Origin of the sequence: Domibacillus antri, assembly GCF_001936625.1 — a bacterium.
Lineage (GTDB): Bacteria > Bacillota > Bacilli > Bacillales > Domibacillaceae > Domibacillus > Domibacillus antri.
Map to the genome: position 1 here is coordinate 1 of NZ_MSDU01000018.1, position 13,367 is coordinate 13,367.

9 protein-coding genes, 1 pseudogene and 1 CRISPR repeat array are annotated in these 13,367 nt (G+C 42.2%); of the genes and pseudogenes, 1 reads left to right on the forward strand and 9 read right to left on the reverse strand.

Annotation, left to right across the window (positions count from 1 at the left end; all coding sequences use genetic code 11):
• From BTO30_RS17485 to cas3, 8 genes and pseudogenes are all read right to left on the reverse strand, one after another.
• Nucleotides 1–217, reverse strand: a pseudogene (locus BTO30_RS17485) (hypothetical protein); the annotation flags it as partial.
• Between the two features lie 144 nt (nt 218–361).
• A CRISPR array of direct repeats spans nt 362–1,251; the repeat unit is 33 nt; unit sequence AATTTCAATCCACGCACTCATGTAGAGTGCGAT.
• A gap of 180 nt (nt 1,252–1,431) precedes the next feature.
• Entirely contained in the window at nt 1,432–1,722 is a 291-nt protein-coding gene (gene cas2, locus BTO30_RS09640; RefSeq protein WP_075398519.1) for a CRISPR-associated endonuclease Cas2, read from the reverse strand.
• Nucleotides 1,723–1,729: 7 nt separating this feature from the next.
• Nucleotides 1,730–2,761 (reverse strand): type I-C CRISPR-associated endonuclease Cas1c, encoded by a 1,032-nt coding sequence (gene cas1c, locus BTO30_RS09645; protein ID WP_075398520.1) that lies wholly within the window; start codon nt 2,759–2,761, stop codon nt 1,730–1,732.
• A complete protein-coding gene (cas4, locus tag BTO30_RS09650) occupies nt 2,758–3,417 on the reverse strand; it encodes a CRISPR-associated protein Cas4 (protein ID WP_075398521.1) in 660 nt (219 codons plus the stop codon). Before cas4 ends, cas1c begins: the two co-directional genes overlap by 4 nt.
• A complete protein-coding gene (gene cas7c, locus BTO30_RS09655) occupies nt 3,407–4,267 on the reverse strand; it encodes a type I-C CRISPR-associated protein Cas7/Csd2 (RefSeq protein WP_075398522.1) in 861 nt (286 codons plus the stop codon). The genes cas4 and cas7c overlap by 11 nt, the downstream gene beginning before the upstream one ends.
• A complete protein-coding gene (gene cas8c / locus BTO30_RS09660; protein WP_075398523.1) occupies nt 4,264–6,141 on the reverse strand; it encodes a type I-C CRISPR-associated protein Cas8c/Csd1 in 1,878 nt (625 codons plus the stop codon). The genes cas7c and cas8c overlap by 4 nt, the downstream gene beginning before the upstream one ends.
• Nucleotides 6,138–6,842 (reverse strand): type I-C CRISPR-associated protein Cas5c, encoded by a 705-nt coding sequence (gene cas5c, locus BTO30_RS09665; protein WP_075398524.1) that lies wholly within the window; start codon nt 6,840–6,842, stop codon nt 6,138–6,140. Before cas5c ends, cas8c begins: the two co-directional genes overlap by 4 nt.
• Before the next feature lie 464 nt (nt 6,843–7,306).
• Complete coding sequence (cas3, locus tag BTO30_RS09670; RefSeq protein WP_245796420.1) at nt 7,307–9,754, reverse strand: CRISPR-associated helicase Cas3'; 2,448 nt, start codon at nt 9,752–9,754, stop codon at nt 7,307–7,309.
• 756 nt (nt 9,755–10,510) lie between these two features.
• Between cas3 and katG the strand changes: the two genes are divergently transcribed.
• Nucleotides 10,511–12,745, forward strand: coding sequence for a catalase/peroxidase HPI (katG, locus tag BTO30_RS09675; protein ID WP_075398525.1), 2,235 nt, complete (start codon nt 10,511–10,513; stop codon nt 12,743–12,745).
• Between the two features lie 234 nt (nt 12,746–12,979).
• Here katG and BTO30_RS17860 read toward each other — a convergent pair whose 3' ends face one another.
• The gene (locus BTO30_RS17860; RefSeq protein WP_281248607.1) at nt 12,980–13,114 is read right to left on the reverse strand and encodes a hypothetical protein; all 135 of its coding nucleotides are present in this window, start codon (nt 13,112–13,114) and stop codon (nt 12,980–12,982) included.
• Between the last annotated feature and the right edge of the window lie 253 nt (nt 13,115–13,367).

Consider the following 13,367-nt stretch of genomic DNA (forward strand, 5'->3'; position numbering starts at 1 on the left):
TGTGAAGTGACTCCTTTTCCTTTATTATATTAGCCAAGTATCGTATTCGTCTTTCACCAACTCGTCTTAAGAACCTGTAATAGGCTGCCAGCTTCCGGTACACAAAATCCCAGTCCATAACCCCATCTATTTTCACTAAATGATGCGAAGCATCATACATCATTTCATAGCCTTTTCGATTTTCTTCGATCTCTCTTCTGGAATAAACTGTATACACAGAAATTCCCTCGCTTTACATAGTTAACGAGGGATTTTTATCGAGATCTTCATAATTTGTCCATTGCTTAATTTGTTTTTCAACAGTATGACGCACTCATGTAGAGTGCGATATGCAACCGATAAACAAAATCCAAAAAACAAAAATTTCAATCCACGCACTCATGTAGAGTGCGATAAAAAAAATGTTAAATTGACAGATGAATTGTTAGATTTCAATCCACGCACTCATGTAGAGTGCGATACCAAAAGCAACAGCTGGCACTATTGCCCGTGTATTTCAATCCACGCACTCATGTAGAGTGCGATAAAATCTTCTGCTGGTGTTAAAATAGAATTTCATATTTCAATCCACGCACTCATGTAGAGTGCGATGCTGATTGTTGGGATAAAGTTGGTACTGTTTGTAAAATTTCAATCCACGCACTCATGTAGAGTGCGATCAAGCTACTGATAATGACTTATCTACGATAGTTATTTCAATCCACGCACTCATGTAGAGTGCGATAACAGTTACTTACCAAGAAGCAATATCTGTAAATATTTCAATCCACGCACTCATGTAGAGTGCGATCTCTCAAATACGAAATGATATTGTTCCACACGGTATTTCAATCCACGCACTCATGTAGAGTGCGATTGTTAATCCCGTATTCCAAGAAGACACGAGATGGAATTTCAATCCACGCACTCATGTAGAGTGCGATTATATCGGCAATTTAAGCAAGAAAGCAGAAAAAATTTCAATCCACGCACTCATGTAGAGTGCGATAAAAACGTCCAGGAACGGCTGGGCGACATGGAATTTCAATCCACGCACTCATGTAGAGTGCGATGGAGTATGACTTGACGATCAGCTATTATCTGCCAATTTCAATCCACGCACTCATGTAGAGTGCGATACAATTGCTAAATGGAAAGGCACTAAAATATTAAATTTCAATCCACGCACTCATGTAGAGTGCGATTCTGTGATGATGATACTCTTGCCGAAAGCTATATTATTTCAATCCACGCACTCATGTAGAGTGCGATAGCGAATTTTGAGCAAAACGTAATATAAAATACGTTCATATCATTAAAAACCGCCGTTTTGTTCATTTATTCTTTTATCCAACTGCATAATTACCATAAATACTCATAAGATCAAGCTATTTTTTGGTGCGAATGCAGCTGAAATAGGATGTTCACTTTAGGTTCGCACTTTGATTCGCACTACAAAATAAGTGGTCCTTCGATATCGATGGATTCTTTGACGCCGACGTGCTCAATTTTTGACTTGTAGTTATTGCCGAGACGATAAAATCGAAGGCTGTCTGTTTCCGGATCGATGATGGAGGTGAGTTCAATTTTTAATGCTGTGAACTGCGTTGAGTCTACGACACATTCGAAAACGCTGTTTTGAACACGTTGACCGTAGTTTTGACATGCTTTTGATACTTTTCTAAGACGTTTCTGACCTGATCCAGTGGTAGTGCTGACATCATACGTAATCAAAATAAGCATGGTTCACCTACTTCCACAAAAATGGCGGGTATTCATCCAGATCTCTTCGAAGGTGCCTTGCCAGCAGCAAGGCCTGTACGTGCGGGACAAGTCCCCACATAATTTTTTCTCCTAAAAATAGGTGAGTTATTGTTTCTTGCTTTCTTTTTTGCCAGGCAGCAAGAAACGTTTTCCTTCCTTCATCTGTCATGATGACTGCACCATTTTCTTTTTGGATAAAATGGCGTTCGTTAACTACTTTTTTGTTAATGAGTGACAGCACAAAGCGGTCTGCGTACACACCACGCATTTCTTCCATTACATCGAGCGCCAAAGAAATGCGGCCCGGCCGATCTCGATGTAAAAATCCAACGTATGCATCCAGACCTACTCCTTCTAAAGCAGCAGCATTGTCCTTTGCCAATAAAGTATAAGCAAAGGATAGCATAGCATTCACATTGTCCAACGGCGGACGGCGTGTACGATTTCGATATTGAAAATGCTCTTTTTGCTGAAGAATCATATGGTCAAATAACCGATTGTAGCAAAGCGCTGCCTGACCTTCCAATCCCCGGAGCCGTTCCAAGTCTTCGCATTCACGAATATCCTTCATTATTAGAGACAATTGTGCTGATGCCTGCTTAAACAGTGGAACATCAACACGCATAGGGTAGTCGCGCGTTGTCCGCTCAAGCATCCATTTATGATTGTACACCTTCCCCAAAATAAAATTACGGGCAATGCGTGCGGAAAGCTGATCGTTATCTGAAATACGGTACTGCTTTTTACGAAGTACGACATTGCCGCGGCTTTGACCGATGACACGGGCCAGGAATCGACCGTTCATCGTCATAAAAGTAATGGCAATATTTCTTTCTGCACAATAGCCCATCAAAGCAGGACTGGCACCTGTATAGCCAAAAGCAACAATGGACTCTAGATTATGAAGCGGCAGGCGACCAAGCGTCTCCCTTTCTTTCAGCACTAATACATTATCACCATCCAATGAAAGATACACATCTGGCTGATTGATAAACAAAGTATTCAGCAGCTTCTTCATTCGAACAGCCTCCCTTCAATGTAGCTTTTGACGGACCGTTTTGTTAACATTTCCGGCAGGCAAATATCTTTTAGCGAGCAGCTTTTACAATGCGGACCCGTTTTTGCTTTCGGTGTATGACGGCGTTTATAGTAGTCGTTCATTTCACTGACCACCCGCTCCACCGTATCCCTCAACTCTCGCGTGATTTCAACGTCGATCCGGTGTTTTGTTTCGTTATAAAACATGTAACCCGTATGCACGCTGCACAAAAGCATTTCCTCTAAACACATCGCCTGGGCGGTCAGCTGTAATTCATCTGACCAATCTTTCTTCGGCTTTCCTCTCTTGTATTCAACCGGATAAGGCTGATACATCCCTTCCGTTCCATGAATCGGCACACCTGCCTGGTCCTTCCAAAACTCAACAACGTCACATTGACCGCTTATGTTCAGCCGGTCTGATTTAACAGGCATTGCACGGACAATCAGTTTCGGTCCGCGCTTTTCCCGCTGAAAAGGATTATCTGCCTTACGATGAAGGTGCTGCCCTTCTACGGTCTTTGCGTTTTCTTTCCATTCTTGTTCAATATGGATCAATGCCCATTGACGCGGGCAAAATTGAAAATGCTGAATGCCCGACAGCATCAAGTAATGATCCTCCTGCTTATAGTCCATCCAGCATCTCAGCCTTCAGACCATCCAATTCCTCAACTGTAATGTCATAATCAGCGAATGTTTTCGGTTCTTCCTTGTTTGGCTTTACCTGAACAAGCCGATGCACTTTTGCTGATGAATATTGCCCTAGCTTTGATTGGTGCGCCCACCAGTACACATGATGTACCTCCATACTTCCTTCCGGCCGAGCAGACGATGTATCGTTTTCAAACAAGGTTACCAATGCTTGCTTGATCTTCTCTGCATCTTCATTCGTAAAACCTGTTTTTTCTGCAAGCTGTGTGTTAATACTGCCATAAAAAACATAGATACCGTAGTCAACACGATGCTTCATACCCATTGTATCTGATCCACGATCTTTTCCCGGCTCCGAATTGACGCTTTTCGTAATTTGCATATTGGTAATATCGATTGGACTGACACTCGTCGCTGTATGAATGGAAACCGGTCCTCTCACACCGACAGACAGCCCTTTTCCCTCACCAGACTTAAAAGCAAATACTTGTCCAAATGAACGAACGTCAATCCATTCTTTGCAAGCAGCTGCTGCAAACTCATCAGGAGAAGCTTTTTTTGCTTTCATTATTTTTAGGAGCTCTGGCTGTCCTTCTGCCCGCTCTTTCAAACTGCCATATGAATCATTTTTCCGGTCATTGGACTGTACAAAAATCGCCTCTCCCATATCCTGAAGGCGGTTTCGTATTTTACGCTTGAGCGCTACATCTGAAATCTCTCCATATCCATCGTAATTTTGGCGAGGACGGTTTCCGTTGAGCGGATCACCATTTGGATTGGCTTTGGTCACTGACAATACCACGGCAAAATCAATTTTATGTTCTAGAGTTGTCATTCGTTTTCATCCTCCGGTTTCGTTTCTTTTTTCTTATATAGTTCATTGCGCTGACTGTAAAATCCAAGTAAATATTTACCGGATAATGACTTGTTGTTGAAGTCTTCTATTTTAATGCTCGCGCCTACTTCATCAATTAATCTATTTAAATAAGATACACGCGTACCCAAACGCGCTTGATATGGCTGCAATGCTCCTTGAATGATGCACCATGTCCTTTCTGGATGCTGTGCAAATGAATGCATATACCGAATAGCATTTGTTGCTCTCTTTTCATCGCGGCCAAGTGCTTGTCTCTCTAAAACATCAGCCAGCGCCAGCAATCGGCCAAATAAGTAATCACGGTCTTTATTTTGAAGATCTAATGACACGCTCATCTCCTCCTGTTTATTAATCAATGCACATGCAATACTTAACGTTTTTTCCCATTCCTCATTTTCCATCGACCCAGGATTTGAAGCTCTCTGAAAAGCACTTCGGACAATATCAAACGGAATTTTCTGTCCATCAACAACACACGGAAGCATTCTTTCCATTAGTCCTTTCACTACTTTATCGCTTACACGCGGTCCATAAGCAGCAAAGGCAATGTCTTTTGTAGCTGGAGCTCCATTAAAAACAACAAGCTGTTTATCTTTTGTTTTTCGATAGCGGTGCTCCCATACATGTTTTGTATGCCAATCTTCCAAACGGTCTAAATATATCTCTTTATCCATATTCCGATAATAAAGCAAGGCAAGACGACCGGTCGTAGCAGAATCCATAACCAAAATATTGACATTATCGTCTGAATTCAATTTTCCTCGATAGCCGGCTATTGCTTTTGATACTTCCCTAGCATAAAGATGATGTGTATCAGATTCTTTTTTCACTGATTTTTCTTTCTCTTCAGCAAGCAATGCTGCCATAGAATAGCTGTCTTCTGTCGGATCAGGAACGGGTGTATTTCCCCATACAAGAAATACGCGTTGATCCACAATTTTAGCTTGCTTGTTGATCAGCCATTTTAATGCATTATGAGCTTTTTGGGACACATCATAGCTGATGCTCACTGCTTCTGTCGGATGGCTAAAACGGCCCCGGAACGTAAAGCCGCTTGTATCATTTGCCGAGATAAGCTTTGCTTTGTCTCCGGCATTTCGAATTTTATTCGCGTGCCGTTCTGTACGTGGCTGTATAGTTCCGGTTACGTAACAAAGATCTTCATCCCCAAGCTGCTCATCATAAAATCGAATAAACGACTGATGCATTTCCCGATCTTTCCAAACCTGCTCCAGATCTTCTTTTGCCGAATAAACTGTAAAACGGACGAAGGCACCATCTAAGCTGCCCGTTACTACTGAATAAATCAATGGCTTTTGGTCCCTGCTATTGTCCCATTTCCACAGAAGCTTACCGTCTGCTGCTTCAATGAATACTTTCTCCTGAATCAAGTCTTCAATTAAGCGTCGCTTGCTGACATACTTATAAATGCTTTTCACTTTCGAAACAGCATGAGGAGACTCTGCCCATTTTTTCAGCGCTTTAATATACGCCTCAAAAGGATCTTCGCCTTTAATCTGTCCTCCGTATTTAACAAAATCCCCCGCAACATAGCTTAATTTATCGTGAAGCGGATATGGTGCTACTTTTGAGCCCGCTCGGCTGGCCGCTTCTTCTGTGCACGGAATGAGTGTATTCCCTTGTCCTTTTTCAATTACTTCAGCAGAATGGAAATCTCCTTCAGGCGTGATCAACACTTCAATATGTGCGGTCTGCGTCGTATGAGAAATTGGCAGTAGTGTAAATTCCCTATCTTCTCCCTTTTTTTCCGTTATTCCAACACGATCAAGGTTCGCTTCATATGTTTTATATAATTGCAGCCAAATGCTCATTTATTCACCTCCTGCCACAGCTCCTCAACAGATGTTATGGCTTGTTGTGTAAAAGGTTTCGGTTCCATTGCTGCAATCGACCGTACATGCTCACATTCATCCGGACGAATGAAATGGACAACACCATTCTGCATTACGGGATTCCAAAGCCGGACTTCCATCTCATTGCGCCCTGTTTCATCCGGATAGTTGATTCCATGAACCATTGTGCCAAAATGAAGATCTGCCTCATCATAAAATCCTTCACCTCCGTCAAATGAGATGGGCTCCACATACCCCTGGCACTCTCTTGCACCAAGAAAAATATCACGCCGCCCGCCTGCTTCAAGAGAACGTTTTAAAATCGCATAATGCTTCCCTTCATTTCGGTCAAAGGCTAAATCTGATCGGTGTGGATTAAATTCAAAATGAGCTTGAACATGATAGCAGACGTCTTTTAAATACGTATAGTGAGCCAGCGTGTTTCCACCGCCATATTCAATCGGCCTGACTCCTTTTGATTCCATTTTGATTGCGTTCATAACACGAACTTTGTCAATAAAGATCGTGATCGTGGGCTTCCAATAAATGGATTCGATAATTCCCTTCAAAGCCTGGTAAGTCGGTATCTGGTATGTCATCTTTTCACCGCCAATTTTCGTCAGCGGATCTGTAAAAAGAGCATATTTACCGAATAATCTGAATTCTATACTGTTTCGCATTCCTTCACCTCCATCTTTAATGTCGTAAAATGGACTTTTATAAATATTAAGCTAATTCAAATGACTCGTTTCCATTTTACTATACTAAATATGGAAAGTGATGGATTATTTTCCGACAAATAACGACAATGATAGACAATAACATCTCAATACAATATTATTTATAGCAGGAGCTAAATAAACTCCCGCTATTTAAATCAGAAATTTTTTTATAATACCATAAATAGCATTCATTGCATTTAAGAAAGCCGTAAAAAAAGTAATGATTTTCATCAGCTGTCTATCTCCATTTCTTTTTTGATCTTTTTTCAAGTCTCCCCCCCTTCATAGCCGATAATATGAATTTTGTTTAAGAAGAATTCTGATGTTAAAATAAAAATTCGCAGACTTTTTTCTTGCGTGGATTGAAATATATTTTCGTGGATGAACGAAAAAAACCGACCTGTATTAGATCGGTTTTTTTTTTACATAGAAAGAAAATCACCTGGCGAGCTGCTGTTGTTTATGTTCAGTCCATACTTTTTATCATAAGCCCCCTCTCTCAATGCCCAAATCGTTCCGTTCATAAGGGATACAAGCCCATCTTCTTGAATAAGCTGCTGTTTTTCGTACGCGTAAATGTTCACGCTGAATTGCTGTGCTTTTCGCATAAGTCGTCCGTAATCTTCAATCGATTGATCACCGCTTAGTTCGGCTATCAATTTTTGTCCTTCTCCATAAGGCACAAGAACGGTGTCTGTTCGTTGATCAATGACTTGAAAGTAATCCGCTGCCGTTGCGTAGCTGTTTGCCAGAAAAAGCGGCAGCTGTCCTTTTCCACTTTGACGGGTATAGGCTGATTTATAATCATTTTCGTCTGCTGGTCGAGTCAACAGACCAACTAAATGATCATTCTGGATTTTCGAAACAGGATAGTCTAAATCCAATTCGAATTTTTTATAAAACCTTTTAAAGTACCGCTCCATCGCTTCTCTTGATAATAAACTGCCTCCATGTTCCGAAGAATCCACCTGCATATCTTTTAGCATTCTAAGCACAATCTTTTTCCCTATTTTAATTTCTTTCAGCTTGTCCAGGTTTTCCTCTTCATGATCGATGATGTAAACCGTTTTTATGCCATACTCGCCGTGCCGATTACATCTTCCGGCTGCCTGCGCTATCGAATCCAGCCCTGCTACAGAGCGAATCACACATTGAAAACTGACATCCACACCTGCTTCAATCAACTGTGTACTTAAACAAATCACCCGCTTATTTTGTTCCAGGCATTTCCGAATTTTTTCTAAAATATCTGCCCGATGTGCCGCACACATAGATGTACTCAAATGAAACAAATGGACATCCTCACCTAGTTCCTCTTTTAAATGCTCAAACAGTCTTTTGACAACCGTCTTTGTATTTAAAATAACTAAGACACTGTCCACTTCATCCATACGCTCATAAATAAATGATGCAAGCGTATCCGTATTAAAAGCAGCAGCAGTCATATCGCTTAATTCTACTCGCTTAAATGCTTCTGCCACCTCATCAATACCTCGGATCATTTCCGATTCTGATTTTATATTTAACTGATGCTCAACAAAATCAAGCGCAGGCTGTGTTGCTGTGCAAAGCACAACAGACGAATGAGCCGCTTCTGTTAAAAAGTTCAAGGCTTTATTAAACAAAGACACACAACGAATCGGGACTTTTTGTACTTCATCAAAAATAATCACTGCCTCACTCAGCTGATGCAGACGACGGGTATTTCGATTTCCTTTTGCGTAAAATGTATTTAAAAATTGCACCATTGTCGTAAAAATGATTGGTACATCCCAATTATCACGGGCAAGTTTTAGCTTTTCCTGCCGGCTCATGATACCGTCCTGTTCTTCTTTGTCTTCTGTTTCAGTTACATTTGAATGATGTTCTAAAATCGATTCATCATCCTGCAAAATAGCACGGACTGTTTCGGCGTTCTGTTCAATAATGGTTGTAAAAGGAACGACATACACAATGCGCTTTTTGTTATATTTTATGGCATGTTTTAAAGCATAGCGAAGGCTGGCCAATGTTTTGCCGCCGCCAGTTGGTATCGACAGCGTATAAATACCAGATGGTTTTTCAGCAAACACTTCGCATTGTTCCGCCATTTCACGCCGCAATTGATTAATGGGCGAACCTGCATCCTTATGTTTTTCAAAAGAAATCATTTTTTCCATTAATCGTTCATAATATAAAGGAAATAAAGGCTCGGTTTCCTCCTCCTGTTCATGCAGCTTATTTTCTTCAAATAATCTTGTATTTGTCCGGTCCGCATCTACCAGTACACTAAAAATAAATTTCGATGTGAACATCGCCATCGTTTCAAAACCTTCATGTTTGTACTTCATTATAAATTCCTGTAGCTCAGATGCTGCTTGATCTACATATTCATCAAATTCCTGTTCATTAATTACAAACTGAAAAAATCGCTGCTCGGCTTCCTTGTACTCAAGAAGTTCTTTTTCCTTGACCCGTCTTAAAAAAGGGGATTCCAGTTCTGGGCTTAAAAAATCGTGCAAGTTCCCATGATGAGAAATAATTGCGTTGCCCACAATTTCCGCAAGAAGTGCGTGAAATGGCTTTGTTCGATCCTCATGATATCGACGGTGAAGCAAGCGCCCTCCCGCAGTAGAATGATCAACTTCACCTCTTTTGGGAGGGTTTTCGGGATCATTTACTGCTTGCAAAATATACTTCTTGAATCGATTCGTAAACTTCCCCATGTCATGCAGCATACCGGCAAGACCAGAGACATGAGCTAAACCCACCTTTTCTCCTGCTCGTTCAGCCAATTTTTTCACATCAAGTAAATGCTCTTCTACTGTTTGTATCACACCATCACTTGCTCGAATGTGCGCAATAAACGCCCCATCAATCGAATGACTCAACTTCCATCACACCTTCCCTTTTCCCAATAAATTCATTTTTAATTTATCATATTCTCAATACCGTCGCATAAATAAGTACTGCGTTTTCAGTTCTATTTCATACACGCTTAATCGGCGCCCAAGTTGTGAGAAGTTAATCGAATATAAGTCATTTCATGTTAAAAACTATGGAAGAAATATGGAGATTGATTTTTTGATACGACTTCATTCATTGTAGAGAAATCTTTTATTCACGCTTTCTTTTGCTTTTTCAATTAATTTATCTCTCTGTTTTTTTCAGGGAATCCGCTAATTATGTGATTTTTTTATAAGCTTTTCAAATTCTTACAAAAATAAAAAAGCGCCAAACCTTGAAAAATCGTGATTTGACGCTTTTTCGGGGAGGGGGGGATGATATGACATCAAACAGCCCATTAAATTTCAAAAAATCACTGGCTTTAAATCTACGTTTTGCGATTTTGTTTCAAATGTTATTGAGCCGTAATGAAAAGTACTGTTCCTTAATTAATGAGCACACAAAAATAGTATGTTTTGAATTATGAAATGACAACGGCATAGGGAGAAAATTGTCGTTTTTTCTTCACGATTGTAAATCTCTTATAAATTTTCTTCATTTCGCTGATCTTCTCGCTTTAAATTTGATAAGTAGTTTAGTATAATTATAAACTAATAATAATTATTTCCTTATAAACAGGCATAATCATTATCACATGCACCATTTTGCACGAGATCATCCACATAGGAGGGGAATTTTAAATGGAGACGAACAACAACCACGAACAAAAAAGCCATACAGCTGCAGGCGAAGCGCAGTGCCCTATAACTGGTGCTGGCGGCGGTCACAAAGACAGTGCTATCACAACTTCTAGAAAACCTGGCGGCACGACAAACAAAGACTGGTGGCCAAACATGCTGAACCTTGGCATCCTGCGCCAGCATGACAAAAAATCAAATCCGTTTGGAGAAGACTTCAACTATAAAGAAGAGTTCTCAAAACTAGATTATGATGCGTTGAAGAAAGATCTTCATGACTTAATGACAGACAGCCAAGACTGGTGGCCGGCAGACTACGGTCACTACGGTCCATTCTTCATTCGTATGTCCTGGCACGCATCCGGCACATACCGTACAGCTGACGGACGTGGAGGCGGCGGTGCTGGTTCACAACGTTTCGCACCGCTGAACAGCTGGCCGGACAACGTAAACTTGGATAAAGCTCGCCGTTTGCTATGGCCGATCAAGCAAAAGTACGGAAACAAAATCTCTTGGGCAGACTTGCTTCTTCTAACAGGTAACGTGGCGCTTGAGTCTATGGGTCTGAAAACATTTGGCTTCGGTGCAGGACGCGAAGACATCTGGCACCCAGAAGAAGACATATACTGGGGAAATGAAAAAGAGTGGTTAGCGGACAACCGTTATTCAGGTGACCGTGAACTTGAAAACCCTCTTGCGGCGGTACAAATGGGGCTTATATATGTGAACCCGGAAGGACCAAACGGCAAGCCAGATCCACTGGCAAGCGCACGTGACATCCGCGAAACATTTGCCCGTATGGGAATGAATGATGAAGAAACTGTAGCACTGGTTGCAGGCGGACACACATTCGGTAAAGCACACGGTGCAGGAGATCCATCTCTTGTCGGTGACGACCCAGAAGCAGCTGATTTGGAAACGCAAGGTTTAGGCTGGCTGAGCAAACACGGCAAAGGGAAAGGCCGTGACACTATCTCAAGCGGAATCGAAGGTGCTTGGACAGCGAACCCAGCGAAATGGGACAACGGCTTCTTCGAGCAATTACTCGGCTACGAGTGGGAACTGACAAAAAGCCCAGCTGGTGCATACCAGTGGCAGGCGATTGACCTTCCAGAAGATCACATGGCGCCAGACGCTGAGGATGCATCCATCAAAGTGAAAACAATGATGACGACCGCAGATATGGCATTACGTGTAGACCCGGCGTACGAGAAGATCTCTCGCCGTTACTATGAAAGCCCAGAAGAGTTTGCGGATGCATTCGCACGCGCATGGTTTAAACTTCTTCACCGCGACATGGGGCCAAAAGTACGTTACTTGGGTCCTGAAGTGCCACAAGAAGAATTGGTTTGGCAAGATCCAATTCCAACAGTGGATTACACATTATCCGACGCTGAAGTGGCAGACTTAAAAGAAAAGATCCTAAACTCTGGTCTAACCGTGAGCCAGCTAGTGAAAACAGCCTGGGCATCTGCAAGCACATACCGCGGTTCTGATATGCGCGGCGGTGCAAATGGTGCACGTGTACGCTTAGCTCCACAAAAAGACTGGGAAGCAAACGAGCCAGCTGAACTTGCAAAAGTGCTGGATGTGTACGAAAACATCCAAAGCCAGCTTGAGAAAAAAGTCAGCCTTGCTGATCTAATCGTCCTTGGAGGAAGCGCTGCGATTGAAAAAGCAGCGAAAGACGCAGGCTTTGACGTAACGGTTCCATTCACGCCTGGCCGCGGTGACGCGACGGCAGAACAGACAGATGCAGAAAGCTTCGACGTATTGGAGCCAGTTTCTGACGGATTCCGTAACTACCAAAAAGCGGAATACTCTACAAGCCCTGAAGAAATGCTTGTCGATAAAGCTCAGTTACTAGGATTGACTGCACCTGAGATGACAGTTCTTCTTGGCGGTATGCGTGTGCTTGGTACAAACCATGGCGGTACAAAACACGGTGTGTTCACAGACCGCGTTGGCCAACTGACAAATGATTTCTTCGTCAATCTTTTAAATATGGGCATTGAGTGGAAACCAGCAGGCTTCAACCAATACGAAGGTCATGACCGCAAAACAGGTGAAGTGGTACGCACAGCATCCCGCTTCGACTTAGTCTTCGGTTCCAACTCCATCCTCCGCGCACTTGCAGAAGTGTATGCACAAGAGGACAACAAAGAAAAATTTGTACGCGACTTCATAGCTGCCTGGGTGAAAGTGATGAACGCAGACCGTTTTGATGTGAAACAATAAGTGAATGAATTGAGCCGCTCCCCTGATAGGAGAGCGGCTTTTTTACTGACTTTCCGCATGTCAAAAACAGTAAATAGCGTTTTTTCGTTTTTCCTCAATCAAAAACTGAAAAAGTGGATGGGCTTTGGCCATTTTTATGGCTTTACGGACGGATTAATAGATGTTTTCAAATCGACTTACTTGGAAATTTAGCTGTACGATGGCCGGCTGCTTGGCTGTTTTTTTAAAAAATTTTTATTGCTGGATGTGCTGTTTCATTTCATGAATCGGGCTGATGAGAATGGTTGTACTGAAGCCTGCCCACTCAATGGCTTGATGCATTTGCGGCAGAGGCGGCTCTGCGATGTAGCGCTCGCTGCCGATGGCCATCGTCAGAAGGCCTTCTGCTGCTTTTACGATGGTTTTGACGGATGGTGTCCGCGTCTTCTTTTAGTCCGGTGTGATCCAGTCACAATTCTGTTCTTCGAGAGAGCGCCGCACCCGGTATTCCAGGTAGGATAAAAGCAGAAGAACGAGGTAAAATGGTACTATGTCAATAAAATGGCCAGAGTAAATTGAGATTTTCTTTTTCTACCGCACTTCGCTTGGTGGCTTCTGCCCGGCGCAAAGGAAGGCTTCCTTC